We start from the raw sequence: 24,566 nt of genomic DNA on the forward strand, positions 1-24,566 counted from the left end.
ATCCGGTCATTCGATGGTGACGCCCGCCGCCTTGACGAGCGTCTGGCTCTTGGTGATCTCGGCGGCCAGCGTCTGCGCCGCCTGTTCCGCCGTGGTGCCCTGCGACACAAAGCCCTGCGGCGACAGCGCCTTGAGCACCGCCGGCTCCTGCATGGTCTTGTGCGTGGCGGCTTGCAGCTTTTGCACGATATTGGCGGGCAGCCCGGCCGGTCCGATCAGCGAGATCCAGGCATCGTACGAATAGCCCTTCACGCCGGCTTCATCCAAGGTGGGCACGTTGGGCAGGATGGCCAGGCGCTCGGGCGTGCTGACCGCCAATGCGCGCAGCTTGCCTGCCTGCACCTGCGCCAGCACGGACGGCGTGGCCAGGAAGGCGACCTGGATCTGTCCCGACATCACGTCGGTGATCAGCGCGTTGCCGCCCTTGTACGGGATATGCATCATGTCCACGCCCGCCTTGGACTTGAGCAGCTCGCCAGCCAGGTGCAGCACGCTGCCCGTACCGGACGAGCCGTAATTGATCTTGCCCGGCTGCGCGCGGGCGGCCTTCAGCAGGTCGTCCATCGTTTTGTACGGTGAGTTCTCCGCCACCACGACCACCAGCGGCGTCGTGCCGATGACGGAAATCGGCGTGATGTCCTTGACCGTGTCGTAGGGCAGGCTTTTGTACAGGCTGGGGTTGATGGCGTGGTTGGACGACACGATGCCCAGGGTGTAGCCGTCGGGCTTGGCCGACACCAATTGGCGTGTGCCGGGGATGCCCGCCGCGCCGGCCAGGTTTTCCACGATCATCGGCTGGGCCAGCGTCTTGCCCAGGTTATCGGCCACGACGCGCGCCACCACGTCGGCGGTCGAGCCGGGCGACGTGGGCACGATCAGGCGGATGGGATGGTCCGGGTAGCCGGCGGCGGATGCGGCCGCAGCCGCGCACATGGCGCCAAGCGCGAGCGCACAGCTCGCGAGCAATCTGGTGGGGGTCATGATGTCTCCGTATAGGACGCAGCGGGGTCTGGATGCCCCGTACCGGCGATGAACGCGCTTTGACTATACGAAGGCGGCCGCCAACCGCGAAGTGTCATATCGGCAGCCCCGCCATCGCGAATGGCGACGGCGGGTTCCGGCGGCGGGTTCCGACGACGGGTTGCGACCGTGGCTGCGGCGGCAACCGCCTCGGTCGCTGCGTTGCTTGCGGCGCAGCGGCGCAGCAGGGCCGCCAACCGTCAGCCCTGCTGCGCCAAAAACCTGACCAGTTTGCCCGCCGTCGCCGACAACTGCGCCTGGTTCGGAAACACGATGCAAAGCTGGCGACGTGCCCACGCATCGGAAAGGGGACGCACCACCACGTCCAGCGCCTGCAGATACAACTCCGCGACCTGCTGCGGCATGACGGCAATGCCCAGCCCGGCGTGTGTCATCCTGCACAGCGCGTCCAGGCTGGCCACGCGAATCTTCACCGACAACGTCTTGCCCTGCGCCGCGGCTCGCGCCGCCAGCAGCTGCGTCAACGCGCTGTTCTCGCGCAGGCCGACGAAGGTCTCGTCGGCAATGTCCTGCAGGCTAAGCTGGCGCGCCGACGCCTTGGGGTGATTGGACGGCAGCATGACGGCAAGGCGGTCGCGGCGGTAAGGCAGCTGTTCCAGCCCATCGGCGCCCGCCATCTGGTTGCAGATCCCGAAGTCGGCCGCCCGCTCGCGCACCAGGCGCAGGACATCCGGGCTGTGCTGTTCTTCCAGGTCGATGTCCACATCGGGAAACAGGCGCTGAAACGCCGCCACGTCCTCGGGCAGGAACTGCACGATGGCCGACAGGTTGGCCACCACCCGCACGTGCCCTTTCACGCCCTCATAGAAGCGCGACAGCTCCGCCCCCATCGCCTCGACGTCGCCGATGATCTGGCGGGCATGGCGCAGGACGGTCTGCCCGGCGGGCGTCACCGAGACGCCGCGGGTGTGCCGGGCGATCAGCGGCAGGCCGATCAGCACTTCCATGTCGGCGATGCGCCGGCTGACGGCGGAAGGCGCGATGAACTCGCGCTCGGCCGCCCGCGCGATGCTGTTCTCCTGGCAGACCGCCACAAAGAGGCGCAGCGAAGTCAGGTCGAGTTTGCGGAGGATGCTTTCCATGGCGGATCCAGCGGGCGGCGGGGACGGGCCCCCGCATTGACGGGGGATCGTACACCACGCTCCCGCCGCGCCAGCATGGCCGGGCGGCTCAGATCGCGGGGCCAGGTCGTCTCGCCAGCGCGGTCAGGCCGCAGCTGCGCGCGGTCGACCCGTCCGCCAGCTCAGGCGGCCAACCGCGCTTTGCCTGCGCGATACCGCTCCCACAGCGCCGCCTGTTTGCCGCGCGCCTGCTCCACGCTCTTTTCCTTCACATGCCCATACCCGCGGATCGCATCCGGCACGTTGGCCAGTGCCAGCGCCGCGTCGCGGTTGCCGTCGTCCAGCGTGCGGGCGAACTCCTCGGCCAGCGCCAGATAATCCGCCGCAAGCTGACGCTCCATGCGGCGCTCGGCCGTCCTGCCGAACACGTCCAGCCACGTGCCGCGCACGCGCTTCATCGGCGCGAGCAATCGGAACGCCGTTTCCATCCACGCCCCATACGCGCGCTTCTGCGGACGGCCCCGCGCATCGCGGCGCGCCAACGCCGGCGGCGCCAGGTAGTAGCGCAGCGTGTAGTCGCGGCCCGGCTCGCCTTCGAACTGCGCGCGCAGCCGGTCCTTGAACGCGGGGTCGGCGTGCAGCCGCGCCACCTCGTACTCGTCCTTGTAGGTCATGAGCTTGGCCAGATTGCGGGCCACGGCGCGCGTGACCTCGTGACGCTTGTCGCCCAGCGCGGTTTCGCGGGTGCGCACCGCCGCCACGGCCGCCAGATAGCGCTGCGCGTACGCGTCGTCCTGGTAATCGCGCACGTGCGCCGCCAGCCGGTTGACCAGCGCATCCAGGGTTTCAGGCAGCGCCACCACCCGCTCGGCCGCCGCCGGGCGCAGCGCGTCGGCGCCGCGATGCGCGGCCTGACGGCCCAGTTCGAAGGCGGCCAGGTTCTTGTCCACCGACACGCCGTTGATCTCGATCGCGCGGCGCAGGCTGTCCAGCGACAGCGGCAGGCCGCCCTTCTGCCACGCATAGCCCAACAGCAGCGGATTGGCGTAGATGCTGTCGCCCAGCAGGGCCTCGGCCAGCGGGCCGGCCTCCAGGAAGTCGACATGTCCGCCGGTGCTCTGCGTCAACGCGGCCTGCGCCTGCGCGCCCGGAAAGCGCCAGGCCGGCTGCGACAGGAACGCGGCCGTCGGCGCGGCGCTGCTGTTGACCACCGCGCGGCCATGATCGGGCCGCAGGCGCGACAGCACCTCGGGCGACGCCGACACCAGCGCATCGCAACCGATGACCAAATCCGCCTCGCCCAGCGCGACGCGCGTGGCGTGCAGATCCTCGGGCCGGTTGGCCAGCTGCACGTGGCTGAGCACGGCCCCGCCCTTCTGCGCCAGCCCGGCCATGTCCAGCACGGTCACGCCCTTGCCCTCGATGTGCGCGGCCGCGCCGATCAGCGCGCCAACCGTCACCACACCCGTGCCGCCCACGCCCGCGACCACCACGCGATACGCGGCGCCCGGCGCAATATCGGCGCGCACGGGCAGCGGGGCCTCGGGCAGCGCGGGCGCGCCGCCCTGCTTGCCGGGCTTGCGCGGCACCGCGCCTTCGGCCGTCACGAAGCTGGGGCAGAAGCCCTCCACGCACGAGAAGTCCTTGTTGCACGACGACTGGTTGATGCGCCGCTTCGTGCCCAGCGGCGTATCCAGCGGTTCGACCGACAGGCAGTTCGACTGCACCGAGCAATCGCCGCAGCCTTCGCAGACCGCTTCGTTGATGAAGGCGCGCTTGGCCGGGTCGGGATAGTCCCCGCGCTTGCGGCGGCGGCGCTTCTCGGTCGCGCAGGTCTGGTCGTAGATCAGCACGGTGGCGCCGTCGATGTCGCGCAGCGCGCGCTGCACGTCGTCCAGCGCCTTGCGGTGGTGGACCTCGATGCCGGCCGGCAAGGTCAACGCGCCCGTGTATTTATCGGGCTCGTCCGTCACCACCACCGTCTTGACGATGCCTTCGGCCAGCATCTGCGCCGCGATCTGCGGCACGGTCAGCACGCCGTCCACGGGCTGCCCGCCCGTCATGGCGACGGCGTCGTTGTAGAGAATCTTGTAGGTGATGCGCGCACGCGCCGCGATGGCCGCGCGGAGGGCCAGCAGGCCCGAATGAAAATACGTGCCGTCGCCCAGGTTGGCGAAGATGTGGCGCTCGGACGTGAAGTCCTTCTGACCCAGCCACGCCACGCCCTCCCCGCCCATCTGGCTGAAGGTGTCGGTATTGCGGTCCATCCACATCGCCATGTAGTGGCAGCCGATGCCGGCGACCGCGCGCGACCCTTCCGGCACGCGGGTCGAGGTGTTGTGCGGACAGCCGGAACAGAACCAGGGCTTGCGCTCTTCGACCAGCGTGGGGCGGCTGGCCTCGCGTTCTTTCGCGTCGATCACGGCCAGGCGCGCCGCGATGCGGGCGCGCAGCGCGTCAGACAGATCGGCTTTTTCGAGGCGCGCGGCGATGGCGCGGGCGATCAGCGCGGGCGACAGCTCGTAGCGCGCCGGCAGCAGCCATCCGCCGCGCGGCGTGGACCATTCGCCGCCGCCGTTCTCGCGTTCGTCGAACTTGCCAAACACGCGCGGGCGCACGTCGTCGCGCCAGTTGTAGAGTTCTTCCTTCAGCGCGTATTCCAGGATCTGGCGCTTTTCCTCGACAACCAGAATTTCCTTGAGCCCGGTGGCGAACTCGCGCGCGTCCTGCGCATCCAGCGGCCAGATGCAGCCCACCTTCAGCACGCGGATGCCGGCCTGCGCACAGGCCGCCTCGTCCAGCCCCAGGTCGTTCAGCGCCTGCCGCACGTCCAGATAAGCCTTGCCGGCCGTCATGATGCCGAAGTGGGCATTGGGCGAATCCAGCACCACGCGGTTCAGCTTGTTGGCGCGCACATAGGCCAGCGCCGCGTACCACTTGTGGTCCAGCAGCCGCGCCTCCTGCGCCAGCGGCGAATCGGGCCAGCGGATGTTCAAACCGCCCGGCGGCATGCCGTCTTCGGGCAGCACGATCTGCACGCGCGACGGGTCCACGTCGACCGAGGCGCTGGATTCCACCACATCCGTCACGCACTTCATTGCCACCCACAGACCGGTGTGACGGCTCATGGCCCAGCCGTGCAGGCCGTAGTCCAGGTATTCCTGCACGTTGGAGGGATACAGCACCGGAATGCCGCTGGCGATCAGCACGTGTTCCGACTGGTGCGCCACCGACGACGACTTGGCGGCGTGGTCGTCGCCCGCCAGCATCAGCACCCCGCCGTGCGCGGACGTGCCGGCCGAATTGGCGTGCTTGAGCACGTCAACCGACCTGTCCACACCCGGCCCCTTGCCGTACCACATGCCAAAGACGCCATCGCGCTGCGCGCCGGGAAACAGATTGAGCTGCTGCGATCCCCAGACTGCAGTTGCCGCCAGGTCTTCGTTCAGGCCGGGCTGAAACACCACGTCGTTCGCCTTCAGATGGCGCTTGGCCTTCCACAGCGCCTGGTCCAGACCGCCCAGCGGCGAGCCCCGGTAACCGGACACATAGCCCGCCGTGTTCAGGCCGGCCTGCTGGTCGCGCTGCTTCTGCATCAGCGGCAGGCGCACCAGCGCCTGCGTGCCGCTGAGGTACACGCGGCCGGTGGGCTGCGCGTATTTGTCGTCCAGCGACAGGCCATGGGTATCGGCCACGCCGGGGGGTAGAGGGGCGTTCATCGGGGTTGTCTCCTGCAATCTGCGGTGCGGGCATTTACGTGTTTTCCGCAGTGTAGGAAGGCGCGCTGCCATCGTATATTCATATATTCGACTAGCTGGTATGTGAAAAACACATGGCTAATGAAGTCACGCTTCGCCAACTCCGGTACTTCGCCGCCGCCGCCCGCACCGGGCGGTTTTCCATGGCGGCGGCCGACGAACATGTGTCCCAATCGGCGGTCACCAATGCCGTGCTGGCGCTGGAAGCGCAACTGGGCGTGCGCCTGTTCGACCGCCACGCGCACGGGGTGACGCTGACGCCCGAGGGTCACAACTTCCACCAGCGCGCGCGCGACGTGCTCGATTCGCTGGATGACGCGCTGCGTGAGCCGGGATTCCAGCGCTATGCGTTGCGAGGCTCGGTGCGCATCGCGGCCTCATATACGGTGCTGGGCTACTTTCTGCCCGATTTACTGGCGCGCTTTCGGCGGCGCTATCCCGACGTGGTGCTGGACCTGGTCGACCTGGACCGCCCCGAGATCGAACAGGCCGTGGCCAGCGGCGACGTGGAATTGGGCGTGGCGCTGCTGTCCAACGTCGACAAACGCGAGCGCTTCGGCCATCACGTGCTGGTGCGATCGCGGCGCCAGTTGTGGACGGCGGCGGGCCATCCCCTGACGCAGGCGGCCGCACCCGCGCTAGCCGACATTGCGCGCTATCCGTACATCCTGCTGGAAATGGACGAGGGCGAACGTTCCACGCTGGGTTATTGGCGCAGCCACGGCCTGCAGCCGGACATTGCTTTCAGGACGCGGTCGATGGAGGCGCTGCGGGGGCTGGTCGCGCACGGCTTTGGCATCACGATGCTGTCGGACATGGTCTACCGCCCCTGGTCGCTTGAAGGCCGCAAGATCGAAGCGGTGCCCATCACCGATGCCGTGCCGCCAATGGAAGCCGGTCTGCTGTGGCATCCGCGCGCGGCCATGGCCAAGCCGGCCGAGGCCTTCCGGCAATTCATGATCTATGCGTGCGGAGGGTGACGCCGGCCCGCAGCCTGGCTGACCGCTTTCCGCCTACACCAGCACCGCGCCCTTGCGGCGCGTGAACTGCGCCAGCGACCGCAGCGCCAGCGCGTGCATCGCAGCCACCGACGGCAGCAGCGTCTCTTCCTTGCGTGTCAGCACGCCGACGATGCGCTCGACCACGGGCTCCACCAGCGGCACGAAAGCCAGCCCGCTGCCCGCCGCGGGCCGCGCCAGCACCGGCAGCACCGTCACGCCCAGGCCGCCTACCACGCTGGCCAACAGCGACGCCCGGTTGGACACCACGATCGCCGGGTCGTCGATGCCGCTGCCGAGTTGACGGTTCTTCAGCGTTTCGAAGGTGGCGTTGCCAATCAGACGTTCGTCGGCCAGCGCCGCCCACGTCACCGGACCGCGCCGCCGTGCGAGCGGGTGGGTTTTCTTGCAGACCAGCCCGAACGCATCGCGCGCCACCGGGGTGAAGGCCACCTCGGCCGTGCGCGGGGATTGTCCAGCCACGCCCACCTGCACCTCTCCCGACAGCACCAGCCGGTGCACCTCGGGCGACGTTTCGTCCAGTGCGCGGATGCGGACATCGGGATGGCTGCGCGCATAGCGTTCCAGCAGGCGGGGCAGCCATTCGTCGGCCAGCGATGGCATGACGGCCAGCGCCACGGGCCCCTGGCTGCCCATACCGAACTGCCGCGCCGCATCCAGCACGCGGTCATGCGTGGCCAGCAGCTCGCGGAACAACGGCGCCACCGCCTGGCCCAGCGCCGTCAGCTGGGCGCGCTTGCCGGGTTCGAAGAGCGGCGCGCCCAACTGCTGCTCCAAGTCCTGCATGGCGGCGGACACGGCCGCCTGCGACCGGAACGTGCCCTGCGCGGCGACACGAAAACTGCCGTGGTCGGCGGCCATCAGGAACTGGCGCAGGTGCTGGATTTTCAGTGGGGTGGGCATGACGGACGCCGGGCCAAATTCGGATTTTCTGAAGTTAGCTCACGTTAATTTGGATTGTCAAAAACGCGCTTCGAGCCGAACAATGGACTCGTCATTCATCCCCCAGCTTTCGGAGCAGCGCGTATGTCACTGCAAGTGCGCAAGGTAGTCAGTTACGTCGAGAAAACCCTCATCGAAGGCGGCCGCGCAGCCGAACGCCCGCTGGTGATGATCGTGGCCGCCGCCGTGATCCGCAATCCGTGGGCCGGCCTGCCGTTTCAGGAAGACCTGCGGCCCGGCATCCTGGAAGCCGCGCCGCCGCTGGGCGAACTCTTGGTCAGCGAGATCCTTCGCCAGGCCGGATCGGCGGACAACATCGAGGCCTACGGCAAGGCCGCCGTGGTGGGCACTGCCGGCGAGGTCGAACACGCGTCCGCGCTGATTCACACGCTGCGATTCGGCAACTTCTACCGCAACGCGGTGGGCGGCACCAGCTATCTCAGCTTCACCAACATGCGCGGCGGTCCCGGCTGCGTGATCTCGGTGCCGCTGATGCACAAGCTGGATGAAGGCCTGCGCTCGCACTACCTGACGGTGCAGACCACCATCAACGACGCGCCGGCGCCGGACGAGATCGTGATTGCGCTGGGCGCGGCCACCTCGGGCCGTCCGCATCACCGCATCGGCAACCGCTATTCGGACCTGAAGGAACTGGAACAGGAAGCGCAGGAGGCGCGCGCAAAATGAATACGCAACGGCGGCGCACCGGCCGCGGCGAACCTTTGGTCCTGCTGCACGGCGTCGGCCTGGACCACACGCTGTGGGACGATCTGGCGCCTTTGCTGGAGCCGGACTTCGACGTGCTGCGCTATGACCTGCTGGGCCACGGCGCCGCGCCCGCGTTGCGCGGCCAGGCGGACATTCAGGACTTCGTTGCGCAACTGGACGCGGAACTGGACGCCGTGGGTTGGCAACAGGCCACCGTGCTGGGTTATTCCATGGGCGGCCTCATCGCGGGCGCCTATGCGGCGGCCCGCCCCGATCGCGTCAGCCGGCTGGTGCTGCTGAGCACCGTGTTTCGCCGCACGCAAGAAGAAGCCGCGGCGGTGCGCGCCCGGCTGGCGTCGGCCGCCACGCAGGATCCGCAGGAGGCCGCCAAGGTGTCCTTGACGCGCTGGTTCACGCCGGCGTTTCAAGCGGCGCGGCCCGCGCGCGTGGCGCAGATCGAACAGCGCCTGCTGGACAACGACCGCGAGAGCTTCCTGTCCGCCTACGCGCTGTTCGCGCTGGGTGATCCGCTGCTGGCGCAGGCCGCGCCAGACATCGCCTGCCCTGTGCTGGTCATGACGGGCGAGAACGATGTCGGCTCCAACCCGCGCATGACGCGGGAGCTGGGGCGCGCGCTGCCTCGGGCGTGCGCTCGCGTGGCGCCCGAACAGCGTCATATGCTGCCGGTAGAGGAACCCGGCACGGTGGCGGCCGCGCTGCGCAGCTTTGTGTCGGCGCATCCGGCGCAGACGCAATCCACGCAGACGCAAACCACGCTGACGAATTCAACACAAGCGGATTCAACGCAGGCGAACTCGGCGCAACCGAATTCAGCGCCGACGCATTCCGCAAAGGCGTAGCTGACGACACCGCATCAACCGCAATCCCCAGAACCCGAAATCGTCCGCCCTGACAGAGACGATGCGCGACACCCCGCCACGATGCGGGGACGGAGACAAAACACATGGACCGCAGAACCCTCATCAAGACCCTCGCGGCAATGTCGCTGGCCCCGCTGGGCGCCACCGCCACCCGCCTGGCCTTCGCGCGCGAACAGCCCCTGCGCGTGATCGTGCCCTTCCCGCCGGGCGGCGGCACCGACGTGCTGGGCCGCGTGATCGCGGCGTCGCTGGAAGGCGCGCTGGAGCGCTCGGTCATCGTCGAAAACAAACCCGGCGCCAGCGGCATGCTGGGCGCGGACTACACGGCCAATGGCGCCAAGGACGGCTGCATGCTGCTGTTTGCCGGCCTGGTCCCGTCGGTGCGCTACTACGCCCGGCCGCCCGAAGAGGTACTGAAACAGTTGGCCCCCGTCTGCCCCATCGCGCGGTCGCCTTACATGGTGGCGGTCAACAGCGACCTGCCGGCCAAGACGATCGCCGAACTGGTGGCGCAGGCGCGGCGCGAGCCCAAGGGGCTGACCTTCGGCACCCCGGGCAACGCGACGCCTCAGCACCTGGCCACCGAACTGCTGCAGGCCGCGTGCGGCATCGAGATGCTGCACGTGCCGTATCGCGGCACCGGCCCGATGATGACCGACCTGCTGGGCGGCCAGATCCAGGTGGTGGTGGCCACCGTCGCCGCGGTCGAGCCCTACCTGAAGAGCGGCCGCCTGCGCGTGCTGGCCGTGACCAGTCCGCAGCGCCTGCCCAAATACCCGGACATTCCCACTGTCGCCGAAAGCGGCTTTGCGGGGTTTTCGGCGCAGATCCAGTTCGGCACTTACTGCGCGGCGGGAACGCCCGAGGCGACGATTGCGGCCTTGAACCAGGGCATCAACCGCGCCCTGAAAACCGAGTCCGTGCACGCCAAGCTGGCTGAGCAAGGTTTCGAGCCTACCGGCGGCACGCCCGCGCAGTTGCAGGACGCGCTGCTGGCAGAGATCCGGGATGTCGCCGGGCTGGTGCAGTCGGGCAAGGTGCGGGTGGATCTGTAGGCGGTAGCAAGCCGACTTAAGGGGGATTCGGGGCCGGAACGCGGGGCCAGATTGCTGGGCCGGATTGCTGGGCCGGATTTGGAACCCCGGGATGCCGGCTGCCGGGGCCGCGCGACTGCTGGATAACCAGCATTTACAGCGGCGTCTCCGCTTGGGCATGCTGCCCGTTGATCCGGCGCAGATCGGGCAAACCTGGAGACGACATGCCCAGTCAGGAATCCCTGCACTCCGCCCATATCCGCGAAATCGAACAGGTCGGCCAGGGCCTGCCCACGCAGCGAGACGCGCATGTCGTGCGCAGCTGGTTGCGCTGCCTGGATCAGTACCGTCTCGACCCGGCCCACGCCTGCGAGGCCTACATCGTCCCGGACGGCCGCCTGCGTGAACACCGCCAGCAATCCGAAGCCCTGATCGCCATCGCCCGCAGCGGGCTGGATCACCTGTTCCGGCAGGTGGCCGGCCAGAACTACGTGCTGCTGCTGGCCGACCGGCAAGGCGTCACCGTGGAATTCCTGGGCGATGCCCAGCAGACCGCCCAACTGCGCAAGGCCGGGCTGTATCTGGGGTCGGAATGGTCCGAGCAGCGCGCCGGCACCTGCGCCGTCGGCGCCTGCCTGGAAACGGGCGAAGCGCTCACCATTCACCAGACCGATCACTTCGACAACACGCACACGCCGCTGTCCTGCACCGCCGCGCCCATCTACAGCGCCGACGGCGAGCTGGCCGCCGTGCTGGACATCTCGCTACTCAGTTCGCCCAGCCTGAAGGCCAGCCAGAATCTGGCGCTGCATCTGGTCAACAGCACCACGCGGCGCATCGAGCTGGCCAACCTGATGGCGCGCACGCGCAACGAATGGGTGCTGCGCTTTGCCCGCTCGCCGGAATTCCTGGATGTGGATCCGGAAGCCGCGATTTCGCTGGACGGGGCCGGCCGCGTGCTCGGCATGACGCATAGCGGCGCCAAGCTGCTGGCACGCGCCGCCGGGCTGGACTGGCGCAATCCGCATGACCTGATCGGCCTGCCGGTGACGCGCTTTTTCGACGTGCAGCTGGACGATCTGCCGCAGTACACGCGCGGCCGCGCGCCGCAGGACCGGCTGATCGTCGCGCGTGACGGCGACGCCCTCTTTGCCCACGCCATCGAACCCAACCGCCGGCCGCGCGGCGCCACCGTGGCGGTGCGCGAGGCGCCCTCGGCGCTGCGCGGCCTGGACGGCGGCGACGACCGCATGGCCGCGCTGCTGGTGCGCGCCGCCAAGCTGGCGCGGCAGGGCCTGCCCATGCTGCTGCAGGGCGAAACCGGCGTCGGCAAGGAGTACCTTGCGCGCGCCATCCACGATGAAAGCCGCCGCGCTGGCCGCTTCGTCGCCGTCAATTGCGCCGCCATCCCCGAATCACTGATCGAAAGCGAGTTGTTCGGTTACCTGCCGGGCGCCTACACCGGCGCCGCCCCCAAGGGCCGCAAGGGTCTCATCGAGGAGGCCGACGGCGGCACCCTCTTTCTGGACGAGATCGGCGACATGCCGCTGGCGCTGCAAAGCCGCCTGCTGCGCGTGCTGGCGGAATCCGAGGTCACGCCGATCGGCGCCAATGCGCCGCGCGCGCTGCGCCTGTCGCTGGTGTCGGCGTCGCACCGCGACCTGGGCGCGCTGGTGCGCGAGGGGCGCTTTCGTGAAGACCTGTACTACCGCATCAACGCCGCCGCGCTCACCGTGCCGCCGCTGCGCGAACGCCAGGACCTGGACTGGCTGATCGCGCGCATGCTGGCGCGGCACCAGGACGAATCCGGCGCGCCCGCGCTGTCGCCTGCCGCGTTGATTGCGCTGAAAGCCCACGCGTGGCCAGGCAACATCCGTGAACTGGCCAACGTCATTGCGGTGGCTGCCGCGCTATGCGAACACGGCGTCATCCAGCCGCACGACCTGCCCGACACACTGGCGGTGGCGGCAGCGCCAGCGGCTGGCAGCCCCGAGGAAGCCGCGCTGCGCGCCACGCTGGCCAGCTGCGCGGGCAACGTATCGGAAGCGGCGCGTCGCATGGGCGTGGACCGTTCCACCGTGCATCGCCAGATGCGGCGCTACGGATTGGCCTCGCGCCGCTGACGCCGCAGCGTTGCGCGGATCGCGCGGGGTTGCGCCATAGGGTTGCGCGACAGCGTTGTGCCACAGCGTCGCGCCACAGGTGTGGCATCGCGCCACACCCCCACTCCCGCCTCGACCCGCGCGCGCCGGGGCTTCCCCCGTCCGACTCACCTGGCATGGCATTTGCATGTTCCTGATCGGCGACCACCTTCCGACACAGGACAGGGCCGCCGCCGGACCGTGCGTCCGCCACGACAACGACCGCCCACCCCGGGCAAGGAGACATGACATGCCGATCGACCACGCCGCCGACGCCGACGCCGCCTTGGACGCGTTGCTCACGCAGTTGAACACTGCGCTGGGCAACAAGGACATCGACGCCGTCGCCCGGATGTTCCAGGACGAATGCTATTGGCGCGACCTGGTGCTGTTTTCCTGGAACCTGCGCACGCTGGAAGGCCAGGACCCGATCCGCGACATGCTGGAACACCAGTTGCAACACGTCGAGCCGGTGCGCTTCACCCGCGACGAGGCCGAGGCGACCACCGAAGAAGGCGGCCTGCTGCAGGGCTGGTTCCGGGTCGATACGAATCTCGCGCGCGGCTACGGCCACATCCGGGTCAAGGACGGCAAGATCTGGACGCTGCTCACCACGATGTCGGAACTGAAGGGCCACGAAGAACCGAGCGGCGTGCGCCGGCCCATGGGCGCCCAGCACGGCCACAGCCGCGAACGCCAGACCTGGCTCGAAAAACGCGAGCGCGAAGCCGCCGAGCTGGGCTACGAGACGCAGCCCTACGTGCTGATCATCGGCGGCGGCCAGGGCGGCATCGCGCTGGGCGCGCGTCTGCGCCAGCTCGACGTGCCCACGCTCATCCTCGAAAAGAACGAGCGCGCCGGCGACAGCTGGAGGAAGCGCTACAAGTCGCTGTGCCTGCACGACCCGGTCTGGTACGACCACCTGCCCTACATCCCCTTCCCCGAAAACTGGCCCGTCTTCGCGCCCAAGGACAAGATCGGCGACTGGCTGGAGATGTACACGAAGGTGATGGAGCTGAACTACTGGACCTCCACCGTCTGCGAGTCGGCACGCTACGACGAGGACAAAAAGGAATGGGAGGTCCACGTCGTGCGCGAGGGCAAGCCCGTGGTGCTGCGGCCCAAGCAGCTCGTGCTGGCCACCGGCATGTCGGGCAAGCCCAACGTGCCCAGCTTTCCGGGGCAGGATGAATTCCAGGGCGAGCAGCAGCATTCCTCGCGCCACCCCGGCCCGGACGCCTACCGCGGCAAGAAAGTCGTCGTCATTGGCGCCAACAATTCGGCCCACGACATCTGCGCGGCGTTGTGGGAAGGCGGCGCCAACGTCACGATGGTGCAGCGATCGTCCACACACATCGTGCGCTCCGAGACGCTGATGGACATCGGGCTGGGCGGGCTGTATTCCGAGCAGGCGCTGGCCAATGGCATGACCACGCGCAAGGCCGACCTGACCTTCGCGTCGGTGCCCTACAAGATCCTGGCGCAATTCCAGATCCCGCTCTACGAGCAGATGCGCGAGCGCGACGCCGAGTTCTACCAGAAGCTGGAAGCCGCGGGCTTCATGCTGGATTGGGGCGACGACGGCTCGGGCCTCTTCATGAAATACCTGCGGCGCGGCTCGGGCTATTACATCGACGTGGGCGCATGCGATCTCATCATCGACGGCAGCATCAAGCTGCAATCGCGCACCGACGTCAGCCGGCTCACGCGCGACGCCGTCGTGCTGACCAACGGCGTCACCCTGCCCGCCGACCTGGTGGTCTACGCCACCGGGTACGGCTCGATGAACGGCTGGGCGGCGGACCTGATCAGTCCCGAGGTCGCGGACAAAGTTGGCAAGTGCTGGGGATTGGGGTCGGCCACCACCAAGGACCCGGGACCGTGGGAAGGCGAACAGCGCAACATGTGGAAGCCCACGCAGCAGGAGGGCCTGTGGTTTCACGGCGGCAACCTGCACCAGTCGCGCCATTACTCGCAGTATCTGTCCCTGCAATTGAAGGCCCGCCACGCCGGCCTCCCCGTGCAGGTATACGGAATGCAGGAGGTGCACCACAAGCGGTAGGCGCACGGTCAACCGGGCGCGCAGGGGCCGACGGCCCTTGCGCCCGCCCCCGCCCGGGGAGTAAATTGTTGACACTTCGACGCGTTGCCGACGCGTTTTTCCGGTTATCACCCCAAAAACGGAACGAATTGTCGACACCATGAGCAAAGTGCTCACCCTGCCGGGCACGCCGCCCCCCGATGGCGAAACCTTGTCGGACCACATCTTCCGCAAGATCCAGTCCGCCATCGTCAAGGGCGAGATCGCCCCGGGCAGCAAGATCTCCGAACCCGAACTGGCGCGCATCCACGGGGTCAGCCGCGGTCCGCTGCGCGAGGCCCTGCACCGGCTGGAAGGCCAGAAGCTGCTGGTGCGCGTGCCGCACGCCGGCGCGCGCGTCGTGTCCCTGTCGATCCAGGAACTGGTCGAACTCTACGAAATCCGCGAATCGCTGGAAGGCACCGCCTGCCGCCTGGCCGCCGAGCGCATGCCGCCGTCGGAAATCGACGAGCTGCGCGGCGTGCTGGAAGCGCACGAACGCGACGAAGCCTTCCAGGCCGGGCTGGGCTATTACCAGCAGGAAGGGGATTACGATTTCCACTACCGCATCGTCAAAGGCAGCGGCAATCAGATGCTGTTCCGCATGCTGTGCGACGAGCTCTATCAATTGGCGCGCATGTACCGCATCCAGTACTCGACGACGCCCAACCGCCCGCGGCAGGCCTATGCCGAGCACCACCGCATTCTGGATGCCATCGCCGACGGTGATGGCGAACTGGCAGAACTTCTGATGCGCCGGCACATCCGCGCATCCCGCATCAACATCGAACAACAGATCGCGCAAAGCACCCAACAGCGCACGGAGGCATGATGAACAAGTCGTACCGCAAGAACCTGCCCGGCACCCGCCTGGACTATTTCGACGCCCGCGCGGCCGTGGAGGCCATCGCGCCCGGCGCGTATGACGGCCTGCCCTACACGTCCCGTGTCCTGGCCGAAAACCTGGTGCGCCGGTGCGATCCCGCGCTGCTGACCGACGCGCTCAAGCAGTTGATCGAACGCCGCCGCGACCTGGACTTTCCGTGGTTTCCCGCGCGCGTGGTCTGTCATGACATCCTGGGTCAGACCGCGCTGGTGGACCTGGCGGGCCTGCGCGACGCCATCGCCGACAAGGGCGGCGACCCGGCCAAGGTCAACCCCGTGGTGCCGGTGCAGTTGATCGTGGACCACTCGCTGGCGGTGGAATACGACGGCAACGACCCGGACGCCTTCGCCAAGAACCGCGCGGTGGAAGACCGCCGCAACGAAGACCGCTTCCATTTCATCGACTGGACCAAGCAGGCCTTCGAGAACATCGAGGTCGTGCCGCCGGGCAACGGCATCATGCACCAGATCAACCTGGAACGGATGTCGCCGGTGATCTACACGCAGGACGGCGTGGCCTTCCCCGACACGCTGGTCGGCACCGACAGCCACACGCCGCACGTGGACGCGCTGGGCGTCATCGCCATCGGCGTGGGCGGCCTGGAAGCCGAGAACGTCATGCTGGGCCGCGCGTCGTGGATGCGCCTGCCCGACATCGTCGGCGTCGAACTGTCCGGCCGCGCGCAGCCCGGCATCACCGCCACCGACATCGTGCTGACCCTGACCGAATTCCTGCGCAAGGAAAAGGTGGTGGGCGCGTACCTGGAGTTCTACGGCGAAGGCGCGTCCAGCCTGACGCTGGGCGATCGCGCCACCATCTCGAACATGGCGCCGGAATATGGCGCCACCGCGGCGATGTTCTCCATCGACCAGCAGACCATCGACTACCTGCGCCTGACCGGCCGCGAGGACGACCAGATCGCGCTGGTGGAAAACTACGCCAAGACCGCGGGCCTGTGGTCCGACAGCCTGAAGACGGCGCAGTACGAACGCGTGCTGCGCTTTGACCTGTCCACCGTCGTGCGCACGCTGGCCGGCCCGTCCAACCCGCATCGCCGCCTGCCGGTGTCCGACCTGGCCGAACGTGGCATCGCCGGCGTGGTCGAGAACCAGCCGGGCCTGATGCCCGACGGCGCCGTCATCATTGCCGCCATCACCAGCTGCACCAACACCAGCAACCCGCGCAACGTGATCGCCGCGGGCCTGTTGGCGCGCAACGCCAACCGCGCGGGCCTCGTGCGCAAGCCGTGGGTCAAGAGCTCGCTGGCGCCCGGCTCCAAGGCCGTGCAGCTCTATCTGGAAGAAGCCGGCCTCACGCACGAACTGGAACAACTGGGCTTTGGCGTCGTGGCGTTTGCCTGTACCACGTGCAACGGCATGTCCGGCGCGCTGGACCCGAAGATCCAGCAGGAAATCATCGACCGCGATCTGTACGCGACCGCCGTGCTCTCCGGCAACCGCAACTTCGACGGCCGCATCCACCCGTACGCCAAGCAGGCCTTCCTGGCCTCGCCGCCGCTGGTTGTGGCCTACGCCATTGCCGGCACGATCCGCTTCGACATCGAGCGCGACGTGCTGGGCGTGGGCGCCGATGGCCGCGAGATCCGTCTGAAGGACATCTGGCCCAGCGACGAGGAGATCGACGCCATGGTCAAGTCGGCGGTCAAGCCCGAGCAGTTCCGCAAGGTCTATGCCCCCATGTTCGGCATCAAGGACGACCGCCAAACGGCCGTCAGCCCGCTGTACGACTGGCGCCCGCAAAGCACGTACATCCGCCGTCCGCCGTACTGGGAAGGCGCGCTGGCCGGCGAGCGCACGCTGCGCGGCATGCTGCCGCTGGCCGTGCTGGGCGACAACATCACCACCGACCACCTGTCGCCGTCCAACGCCATCCTGATGGACAGCGCCGCAGGCGAATACCTGCACAAGATGGGCCTGCCCGAAGAAGACTTCAACTCGTACGCCACGCACCGCGGCGACCACCTGACCGCGCAGCGCGCCACGTTCGCCAACCCCAAGCTCTTCAACGAGATGGTCAAGAACGCCGACGGCTCAGTGCAGCAAGGTTCGCTGGCGCGCGTGGAACCGGAAGGCCAGGTCATGCGCATGTGGGAGGCCATCGAGACCTACATGGACCGCAAGCAGCCGCTCATCATCGTGGCCGGCGCCGATTACGGCCAGGGTTCGTCGCGCGACTGGGCCGCCAAAGGCGTGCGCCTGGCCGGCGTGGAAGCCATCGTGGCCGAAGGCTTCGAGCGCATCCACCGCACCAACCTGATCGGCATGGGCGTGCTGCCGCTGGAATTCAAACCCGGCGTGAACCGCAAGACGCTGGCTCTTGACGGCACCGAAAGCTACGACGTCATCGGCGAACGCAAGCCGCGCGCGGACCTGACGCTGGTCATCCACCGCCGCAACGGCAGCACCGAACAGGTGCCGGTGACCTGCCGCCTGGACACCGCCGAAGAAGTGTCCATCTACGAAGCCGGCGGCGTGCTGCAGCGCTTTGCCCAGGATTTCCTGGAAGCCGCCTCGGCGACGGACGCCGGCAAGCTGGCCTGACCGGCCGTTGTACCGACCGGCGGGCGTGTGCAGCGCCCGCCACCCTACTCCGATATCTCAGGACCGATATCTCAGGACCGATATTTCAGGATCGACACATGGCACATGCTCCCCAAACCAAGATCGCCGCCACCTACATGCGCGGCGGCACCAGCAAAGGCGTGTTCTTCAAGTTGGACGACCTGCCGGAATCCGCCCGCGTGCCGGGCGCCGCGCGCGACGCGCTGCTCCTGCGCGTGATCGGCAGCCCCGATCCCTACGGCAAGCAGATCGACGGCATGGGCGCCGCCACGTCCAGCACCAGCAAGACCGTCATCGTCGCCAAAAGCACGCGACCCGACCATGACGTGGACTACCTCTTCGGCCAGGTCTCCATCGACCAGCCTTTCGTGGACTGGAGCGGCAACTGCGGCAACCTGTCCGCCGCGGTCGGCCCCTTTGCCATCACCAACGACCTGGTCGACCCCGCCCGCGTTCCGCAGGACGGCGTTGCGGTCGTGCGCATCTGGCAGGCCAACATCCAGAAGACCATCGTGGCTCACGTGCCCATCACCGGCGGCGCGGTGCAGGAAACCGGCGATTTTGAACTGGACGGCGTGACCTTCCCCGCCGCCGAACTGCGTTTGGAATTCATGGACCCCGCCGAGGAAGGCGACGGCGGCTCCATGTTCCCCACCGGCAACCTGGTCGACAACCTGGAAGTGCCCGGCGTGGGCACGTTCAAGGCCACGATGATCAATTCCGGCATCCCGACGATCTTCCTGGAAGCGGACGCCCTGGGCTACAGCGGCACGGAACTGCAGGACGCGATCAACGGCGACACTGCCGCGCTATCGCGCTTTGAGACCATCCGCGCCCACGGCGCGCTGCGCATGGGCCTCATCAAGGACCTGGCAGAGGCCGCCAGCCGCCAGCACACCCCGAAGATCGCCTTCGTCGCCCCGCCCAAGGAATACATCTCCTCCAGCGGCAAGAAGATCGGCACGAGCGACATTGATGTGCTGGTGCGTGCGTTGTCCATGGGCAAGCTGCATCACGCCATGATGGGCACGGCGTCGGTCGCCATCGCCACCGCAGCTGCGGTGCCGGGCACGCTGGTGAACCTGGCGGCCGGCGGCGGCGAACGCGACAACGTGTGCTTTGGCCACCCGTCGGGCACCCTGCGTGTCGGCGCGCAGGCGCAGTTGGTGGATGGCGACTGGAAAGTGACCAAAGCCATCATGAGCCGCAGCGCGCGCGTGCTGATGGAAGGCCGCGTGCACGTACCGCGTGAGGGGTTCTGACCCCGCTATTCGCACATTCCAGAACCGCAAACGGGGCAGATTCTGCCCCGTTCACATTTCTGCAATGAAAGCGGTCCGACAGCGCCGCGATCGATATTGCTCGATGTTCTGATTCGGCCCCCTAAAGTCGCCGCATCCGCCTGCCGTTAGCGGATTGCGGCCGGGGATTTCCCGGCCGACTAGCAACCCGCCGACTATCCACGTCGGCGTATCCAGTACACGAGCATGAAGATAACGTCGCTGCGCAACCGCATTTTGCTTATTACCTGCTTTACGGTGGTGGGAGCGCTCACGCTCTCGGGCCTCATCACCTACCAGATCGTGCGCGACAACATGATGTCCACCATCGCCGCGACCCTGAACGCCGTGGCCTCCGGCAACGCCAGCGCCATCGAGCGCTGGTCGGCCGACAAGGCGCAGGCTGTCGACGCCACGGCGAAGGTGGTCGAGAAAGGCGATCCCCGGGGCCTGACCAAGCTCATGGGCGAGACCAACGGCTTTCCCATCACCACCATCGGCTGGTCCGACAAGACCTTCTTTTCCACCACCAAGACCGCGGCGGATTACGATCCGACCGCCCGGCCCTGGTACAAGAGCGCCGTGGCCGCCGGCAAGCTGACGATCACCAAGCCCTACGGAGATTCCAGCACCGGCGTGCTGTACGTGGCGTTCACCGCGCCGATGATCCGCAACGGCCAGACGACCGGCGTGCTGAGCGGCGCCGTGCCGCTCGATGGCGTGAAGGACATCATCAAGGCCATCCACCCCACCCCGTCGAGCAGCGCATTTGTGCTGGGCACGGACGGCCAGGTGATCTCGCACTTGAACGACAAGCTGGCGCTCAAGCCGTCGACCGACATCTCGCCGGCCCTGACCGCCGAGGCGATTGCCGCCATGGCCCGCGACGGCGCAGCGCCCGTCGAGATTGCGCTGGACGGCGCGCAGAAGCTGCTGAAGGCGCGCCGCATTCCCGGCACCGACTGGTATCTGGTCGTGGCACTGGACAAGACCGAGGCCACCGTCGGCCTGACGCAGGTGTTGAACGCAACCCTGATCTCGCTGGTGGTCCTGACGCTGGTGGCCGTGGGCATCGCCAGCGTGATCACGTCGCGCGCCTTCAAGCGTCTGTCCGCCGTGCGCGACGCCATGGACACCATCGGTTCCGGCGACGGCGACATGACGCACCGTCTGGCCGTGGTCGGTCATGACGAGGTCGCGCAGATTTCGGCCTCGTTCAACGCGTTCGTGGAGAAGATCACCCACGTCATGCGCGAGGTGCGCAGCGGCGTGCACTCGATGAGCGCCGCCACGCGAGAGATCGACATGGGCAACCGCGATCTGTCGCAACGCACGGAAACGTCGGCCGCCTCGCTTGAGGAAACGTCGTCGGCGCTGACCGAGCTTGCGTCCAGCGTGCGTCAGACCGAGGAAACCGCCGAGCACGCGACGCGCCTGGCCGACGAAGCCAGCGCGGTCGCCGCACGCGGCGGGCAGGTGGTCAAGGACGCTGTCACCACCATGGACGAGATTTCGCAATCGTCGCGGCGCATCACCGAGATCATCCGCGTGATCGACGGCATCGCCTTCCAGACCAACATCCTGGCGCTGAACGCGGCGGTCGAGGCTGCGCGCGCCGGCGAACAGGGCCGCGGTTTCGCGGTGGTGGCGGGTGAAGTGCGCACGCTCGCGCAACGCAGCGCGGCTTCCGCGCAAGAGATTAAGACGCTGATCGAGGCGTCGGTGCAGAACGTGAAGAGCGGCACGGAACGCGTGCAGGCCGCCGGTTCGACCATGACCGAGATCGTCGACGGCATCAACCGCGTGCAGCGGATGGTGAGCGAGATCCACGGCGCCATGGCCGAGCAGAGCACGGGGTTGGGGCAGATCGACCGTTCGGTCGCCGACATGGATCAGGCCACGCAGCAGAACGCGGCGCTCGTCGAGCAATCGACGGCGGCGTCGGGGATGTTGAGCGATCAGGCGCGCGTGTTGGCAGATGCCGTTGCGCGGTTCAAGCTGCGCGAGGAAGAAGCGGCCAGCGCCGGCCGGCTGATCGCACTGCCGCAGGGCTGATACGGAACCGCCGGCGGGGAGCTACTCCGCCGGCGTGCCTGCGGCTGGTTCGCCTGCCGCAGGCGAACCAGCCGCAGATTCTCCCCCCGTTTTTCGGGGCGGACCGACCTGCTTGAGCACGGCAACCGCCGTCGCGACGATCTCCCCGTCCGCGCTCAATTCCCCCTGCATGAACACCAGCGACGACGTGGCCCGCGCCACGCGGCCGCGCACGTGCAGAAACTGTCCTTCGCGCGCCGCCGCCAGAAAATGTGTGTCCAGTTGCACGGTCACGCAGGCGCGCCGGCCCAGCGCTTCCCACGCAATCGCGCTGATGCCGTGGTCCAGCAGCGCAGTCAGCAATCCGCCGTGCACTACGCCTGCGGGATTCAGATGGTCGGCGGTGGTCAACAGGCCATAAGCCCAACCATCGTCCTCCTTGCGCACCCACAACGGCCCGATCAGGCCCGCAAACCCGGGCAGCGCGCGTTTGCGCCAACCGGGCGGAACGGCGGAATCGTCGGCGGAATGGGTGTCCATGCGTCTAGCTCCTGGCCGCCATCAGTTGCGACAACGCGCGCGCCTCGCCCTGCAGTTCCGCCGCCAGCGATTCCACGCGCGCCGCATCGAGCTGTTCGGCCAACCCCGCAGCCACCAATGCATGCGTCAGCCGCTGATGACTGTCGAACACCGGCACCGCGATCACGACGACGCCGTTGATGTAGTTGTTGCGGTCCACGCTGTAGCCCTGCCGCCGCACGGCGTCCACGTCGGCCTTCCACGCCGCGAACTCGGGCGCCTGATCCCAGCGCAGGGCCTTGAAGCGCCGCTCCAGTTCCTTCTCAGACAGATCCGCAAACGCGGCGACCAGCCGGCCCGTTGCGCTGATCAGCGCCGGAAAGCGGCTTCCCACGTCCACATGCAGGCGGAACGGCGCGTTGGACCGTGACAGCGCCAACACCACCATGTGATCGCTGCCGGACACCTCGACGCCGATCGCGGTGACGCTGGCCGCGTTGGCGATGCGATCCAGCACGGGCTGCGCCAGCGCGGGGAACGGGTTGCTTTCGATCACGCTGCGCGCCAGCGTCAGCATGCCCACGCCCAGGCTGTAGCGCTTGGCGCCGGGGTCGACCTTCACCAGGCCTTCCTCCACCAGGACGCGAAGAATGTGCAGGCACGTGCTGGTCACCATGCCCAGTTCCTGCGAGATGGCCTTCAGCGTCATGGGCTCGCCGCCCCGGCCCAGAAGGCGCAGGATCGCGATCGATCGCGTCACGGCCGGCACAGGCCGCACGCGCGGGCCGCCAGCGCTGGCAATTTCCGGGGTACCGGTTTCACTCATCGGGTTCTCCATTTTTATTGCGGCAAGCATACCGTGCGGCGCCCGCCTCGCGGGGCCGCCTCCACGCTGCTCTAATTGTCTATATACAATCAATAAACGTCATTGACAATTTATTTGGCGGCGCGCATAGTGGGTTCCACAGGTTGCCGACCCACACAGGTACGACGAAATGACGAAGCTGACCGATACCCTTTCCTACGCGGACGCCCAGGCGCTCTGTTCCTCGAACAAGCTCTGGGAGCTGTTCGATGGCAACCGCGAACACATGAACATCGCGCACGAATGCATCGACCGGCACGCGGACAAAGCCGAGCCGGCGATCATCCTGGTGCGCGCCGCCGGCGGGGACGAGACCTACTCGTTCCGCCAGATCGCCGAGGAATCCTCGCGTTTCGCGCACTACCTGGTTGAGCAGGGCATCCGCGCCGGCGACCGCGTCGCCGTCATGCTGGAACCGTCGCTGCCGTTCTACGTGGCCATGTTCGGCGCGATGAAAATGGGCGCCATCGCCGTGCCGCTCTTCACGCTGTTCGGCCCCGACGGCATCCGGTTGCGTGTTCAGGACTGCCAGCCGCTCATGCTGGTGACCAACGCCGAAAAGGCCCCGCTTGCCGCCGGCGGCGAGGACATGCGCGTGGTCATCGCCGACGACGCCTTTCTCGGCACACTGGCCGCCTACCCGCCCCATTACGAATGCCGCACGCGCGCCGACGATCTGGCCATCTTCCAGTACACGTCGGGCACGACGCGCGAGCTGCCCGACGCCGTCAAGCACACGCACCGCGCCCTGGTCACGCTGATGCTGGCCGCGCTGTACGGCACCGGCATCCGGCCCGGCGACCGCTACATGTGCCCGTCGTCGCCCGCCTGGGGGCACGGCCTGTGGCACGGCACGCTGGCGCCGCTGGCGCTGGGCGTCACCATCGGCGCGTATGCCGGCAAGTTCAATGCCGAACGTCTGCTGCAGGCCTTGCAGGACCACCGTTTCACCAACATCTCCGCCGCCGCCACCCACTACCGGATGATGCGCAACAGCGGCGCGGCGGCACGCTACCGCTATCACCTGGACAAGGTGTCCTTCACCGGCGAGCCCATCGACAGTGAAACGTCCGCCTTCGTCGAAGCCACCTTCGGCCGGCCCGTCTGCAGCATGTACGGCACGACGGAAATCGGCGTCTGCCTTGTCAACTATCCCGGCGCGCCGGATTTCACGGTCAAGGCCGGCTCGCTGGGCAAACCCGTGCCGGGCCTACGCGTCGAAGTGCAGGACGCCAACGGCCAGCCCTGCGCGCCCGGCGAAACCGGCGAGCTCAAGCTGTGGCGCCGCGACGCGTGGGTCGCCACCAAGGATCTCGGGCGCGTGGACGAAGACGGCTACTTCTGGCATGGGGGCCGCGCCGACGACGTCATCATCTCGGCCGGCTGGACCATGAGCGCCGTCGAGATCGAAGACGCCATCCTCATGCACCGCGACGTAACGGAGGCCGCCGCCATCGGCGTGCCCGACCCGCTGCGCGGCCAGGTCGTCAAGGCCTTCGTGGTGTCGGCGCGCCCCGGCGACGACGCCTTCGTGCAGGAAATCCAGGACGCGGTGCGCAGCCGCCTGGCGCAGCACGAGTATCCGCGGCAGGTCGTGTTTGTGGCTGAACTGCCCAAGACGCCCGCCGGAAAGATCCATCGCAGGAAATTGCGGGAGCAAGAGCTTGCGACCGCCGACACCACGCCCGCCGGCGCCGCCCACGCCTAGGGCTACCCGGCACAGGCCACCTCTCAA

The 24,566-nt window shown here is 67.8% G+C and carries 17 protein-coding genes; 11 read left to right on the plus strand and 6 right to left on the minus strand.

Annotated elements, in window-relative coordinates:
• Positions 1 to 6: 6 nt before the first annotated feature.
• The 3 genes from AC6CIE_RS20260 to AC6CIE_RS20270 all read right to left on the minus strand — a co-directional run bounded on the left by AC6CIE_RS20260 (position 7) and on the right by AC6CIE_RS20270 (position 5,821).
• Positions 7 to 981 (minus strand): tripartite tricarboxylate transporter substrate binding protein, encoded by a 975-nt coding sequence (locus AC6CIE_RS20260; RefSeq protein ID WP_498093595.1) that lies wholly within the window; start codon positions 979 to 981, stop codon positions 7 to 9.
• A 239-nt stretch (positions 982 to 1,220) separates the two neighbouring features.
• Complete coding sequence (locus AC6CIE_RS20265) at positions 1,221 to 2,123, minus strand: LysR substrate-binding domain-containing protein (protein WP_498093597.1); 903 nt, start codon at positions 2,121 to 2,123, stop codon at positions 1,221 to 1,223.
• Positions 2,124 to 2,284: 161 nt separating this feature from the next.
• The gene (locus tag AC6CIE_RS20270) at positions 2,285 to 5,821 is read right to left on the minus strand and encodes an indolepyruvate ferredoxin oxidoreductase family protein (protein WP_498093599.1); all 3,537 of its coding nucleotides are present in this window, start codon (positions 5,819 to 5,821) and stop codon (positions 2,285 to 2,287) included.
• A gap of 113 nt (positions 5,822 to 5,934) precedes the next feature.
• On the opposite strand from AC6CIE_RS20270, the gene AC6CIE_RS20275 reads away from it, so the two are divergent.
• Positions 5,935 to 6,840 (plus strand): LysR family transcriptional regulator, encoded by a 906-nt coding sequence (locus AC6CIE_RS20275; RefSeq protein ID WP_175122428.1) that lies wholly within the window; start codon positions 5,935 to 5,937, stop codon positions 6,838 to 6,840.
• A gap of 33 nt (positions 6,841 to 6,873) precedes the next feature.
• Here the strand turns inward: AC6CIE_RS20275 and AC6CIE_RS20280 are convergent, their stop codons facing one another.
• Complete coding sequence (locus AC6CIE_RS20280; protein WP_498093601.1) at positions 6,874 to 7,782, minus strand: LysR family transcriptional regulator; 909 nt, start codon at positions 7,780 to 7,782, stop codon at positions 6,874 to 6,876.
• 123 nt (positions 7,783 to 7,905) lie between these two features.
• Here AC6CIE_RS20280 and AC6CIE_RS20285 point away from each other — a divergent pair, with 123 nt between their 5' ends.
• The 9 genes from AC6CIE_RS20285 to AC6CIE_RS20325 all read left to right on the plus strand — a co-directional run bounded on the left by AC6CIE_RS20285 (position 7,906) and on the right by AC6CIE_RS20325 (position 21,468).
• Positions 7,906 to 8,508 carry an amino acid synthesis family protein gene (locus AC6CIE_RS20285; RefSeq protein ID WP_175122426.1) on the plus strand — a complete coding sequence of 201 codons (603 nt, stop codon included), beginning with the start codon at positions 7,906 to 7,908 and terminating at the stop codon, positions 8,506 to 8,508.
• Complete coding sequence (locus AC6CIE_RS20290; RefSeq protein WP_498093603.1) at positions 8,505 to 9,389, plus strand: alpha/beta fold hydrolase; 885 nt, start codon at positions 8,505 to 8,507, stop codon at positions 9,387 to 9,389. The genes AC6CIE_RS20285 and AC6CIE_RS20290 overlap by 4 nt, the downstream gene beginning before the upstream one ends.
• 104 nt (positions 9,390 to 9,493) lie before the next feature.
• Positions 9,494 to 10,465 carry a Bug family tripartite tricarboxylate transporter substrate binding protein gene (locus AC6CIE_RS20295; RefSeq protein ID WP_498093605.1) on the plus strand — a complete coding sequence of 324 codons (972 nt, stop codon included), beginning with the start codon at positions 9,494 to 9,496 and terminating at the stop codon, positions 10,463 to 10,465.
• Between the two features lie 203 nt (positions 10,466 to 10,668).
• Positions 10,669 to 12,567 carry a sigma-54-dependent Fis family transcriptional regulator gene (locus tag AC6CIE_RS20300; protein WP_498093607.1) on the plus strand — a complete coding sequence of 633 codons (1,899 nt, stop codon included), beginning with the start codon at positions 10,669 to 10,671 and terminating at the stop codon, positions 12,565 to 12,567.
• Positions 12,568 to 12,835: 268 nt separating this feature from the next.
• Positions 12,836 to 14,647 (plus strand): NAD(P)/FAD-dependent oxidoreductase, encoded by a 1,812-nt coding sequence (locus AC6CIE_RS20305; protein ID WP_498093609.1) that lies wholly within the window; start codon positions 12,836 to 12,838, stop codon positions 14,645 to 14,647.
• A 139-nt stretch (positions 14,648 to 14,786) separates the two neighbouring features.
• Positions 14,787 to 15,497, plus strand: a complete 711-nt coding sequence (locus AC6CIE_RS20310; protein WP_498093611.1) for a GntR family transcriptional regulator — start codon at positions 14,787 to 14,789, stop codon at positions 15,495 to 15,497.
• On the plus strand, positions 15,497 to 18,112 hold the full coding sequence (acnD, locus tag AC6CIE_RS20315) for a Fe/S-dependent 2-methylisocitrate dehydratase AcnD (RefSeq protein ID WP_498093613.1): 2,616 nt from the start codon (positions 15,497 to 15,499) through the stop codon (positions 18,110 to 18,112). The genes AC6CIE_RS20310 and acnD overlap by 1 nt, the downstream gene beginning before the upstream one ends.
• 98 nt (positions 18,113 to 18,210) lie before the next feature.
• The gene (gene prpF / locus AC6CIE_RS20320; RefSeq protein WP_498093615.1) at positions 18,211 to 19,395 is read left to right on the plus strand and encodes a 2-methylaconitate cis-trans isomerase PrpF; all 1,185 of its coding nucleotides are present in this window, start codon (positions 18,211 to 18,213) and stop codon (positions 19,393 to 19,395) included.
• Positions 19,396 to 19,620: 225 nt separating this feature from the next.
• Positions 19,621 to 21,468: a methyl-accepting chemotaxis protein gene (locus AC6CIE_RS20325; RefSeq protein WP_218342838.1), complete on the plus strand. Its 1,848-nt coding sequence runs from the start codon at positions 19,621 to 19,623 to the stop codon at positions 21,466 to 21,468.
• 21 nt (positions 21,469 to 21,489) lie between these two features.
• On the opposite strand, the gene AC6CIE_RS20330 is transcribed toward AC6CIE_RS20325, so the two are convergent.
• Entirely contained in the window at positions 21,490 to 21,987 is a 498-nt protein-coding gene (locus tag AC6CIE_RS20330; RefSeq protein WP_498093617.1) for a PaaI family thioesterase, read from the minus strand.
• A 4-nt stretch (positions 21,988 to 21,991) separates the two neighbouring features.
• Positions 21,992 to 22,792: an IclR family transcriptional regulator gene (locus AC6CIE_RS20335; protein WP_175137867.1), complete on the minus strand. Its 801-nt coding sequence runs from the start codon at positions 22,790 to 22,792 to the stop codon at positions 21,992 to 21,994.
• A 169-nt stretch (positions 22,793 to 22,961) separates the two neighbouring features.
• On the opposite strand from AC6CIE_RS20335, the gene AC6CIE_RS20340 reads away from it, so the two are divergent.
• A complete protein-coding gene (locus AC6CIE_RS20340; protein WP_498093619.1) occupies positions 22,962 to 24,539 on the plus strand; it encodes an acetate--CoA ligase in 1,578 nt (525 codons plus the stop codon).
• Positions 24,540 to 24,566 lie beyond the last annotated feature (27 nt).

It is taken from the genome of Achromobacter sp. GQ309, from assembly GCF_059759315.1.

Excerpts from the sequence above, each read along its gene's own strand:
- AC6CIE_RS20325 (WP_218342838.1), top strand. The coding sequence starts at position 19,621 with ATGAAGATAACGTCGCTGCGCAACCGCATTTTGCTTATTACCTGCTTT.
- AC6CIE_RS20275 (WP_175122428.1), top strand. The coding sequence starts at position 5,935 with ATGGCTAATGAAGTCACGCTTCGCCAACTCCGGTACTTCGCCGCCGCC.
- acnD (WP_498093613.1), top strand. The coding sequence starts at position 15,497 with ATGAACAAGTCGTACCGCAAGAACCTGCCCGGCACCCGCCTGGACTAT.
- AC6CIE_RS20280 (WP_498093601.1), bottom strand. The coding sequence starts at position 7,782 with ATGCCCACCCCACTGAAAATCCAGCACCTGCGCCAGTTCCTGATGGCC.
- AC6CIE_RS20300 (WP_498093607.1), top strand. The coding sequence starts at position 10,669 with ATGCCCAGTCAGGAATCCCTGCACTCCGCCCATATCCGCGAAATCGAA.
- AC6CIE_RS20330 (WP_498093617.1), bottom strand. The coding sequence starts at position 21,987 with ATGGACACCCATTCCGCCGACGATTCCGCCGTTCCGCCCGGTTGGCGC.
- AC6CIE_RS20310 (WP_498093611.1), top strand. The coding sequence starts at position 14,787 with ATGAGCAAAGTGCTCACCCTGCCGGGCACGCCGCCCCCCGATGGCGAA.
- AC6CIE_RS20290 (WP_498093603.1), top strand. The coding sequence starts at position 8,505 with ATGAATACGCAACGGCGGCGCACCGGCCGCGGCGAACCTTTGGTCCTG.
- AC6CIE_RS20295 (WP_498093605.1), top strand. The coding sequence starts at position 9,494 with ATGGACCGCAGAACCCTCATCAAGACCCTCGCGGCAATGTCGCTGGCC.
- AC6CIE_RS20265 (WP_498093597.1), bottom strand. The coding sequence starts at position 2,123 with ATGGAAAGCATCCTCCGCAAACTCGACCTGACTTCGCTGCGCCTCTTT.
- AC6CIE_RS20260 (WP_498093595.1), bottom strand. The coding sequence starts at position 981 with ATGACCCCCACCAGATTGCTCGCGAGCTGTGCGCTCGCGCTTGGCGCC.
- AC6CIE_RS20305 (WP_498093609.1), top strand. The coding sequence starts at position 12,836 with ATGCCGATCGACCACGCCGCCGACGCCGACGCCGCCTTGGACGCGTTG.
- AC6CIE_RS20285 (WP_175122426.1), top strand. The coding sequence starts at position 7,906 with ATGTCACTGCAAGTGCGCAAGGTAGTCAGTTACGTCGAGAAAACCCTC.
- prpF (WP_498093615.1), top strand. The coding sequence starts at position 18,211 with ATGGCACATGCTCCCCAAACCAAGATCGCCGCCACCTACATGCGCGGC.
- AC6CIE_RS20340 (WP_498093619.1), top strand. The coding sequence starts at position 22,962 with ATGACGAAGCTGACCGATACCCTTTCCTACGCGGACGCCCAGGCGCTC.
- AC6CIE_RS20270 (WP_498093599.1), bottom strand. The coding sequence starts at position 5,821 with ATGAACGCCCCTCTACCCCCCGGCGTGGCCGATACCCATGGCCTGTCG.
- AC6CIE_RS20335 (WP_175137867.1), bottom strand. The coding sequence starts at position 22,792 with ATGAGTGAAACCGGTACCCCGGAAATTGCCAGCGCTGGCGGCCCGCGC.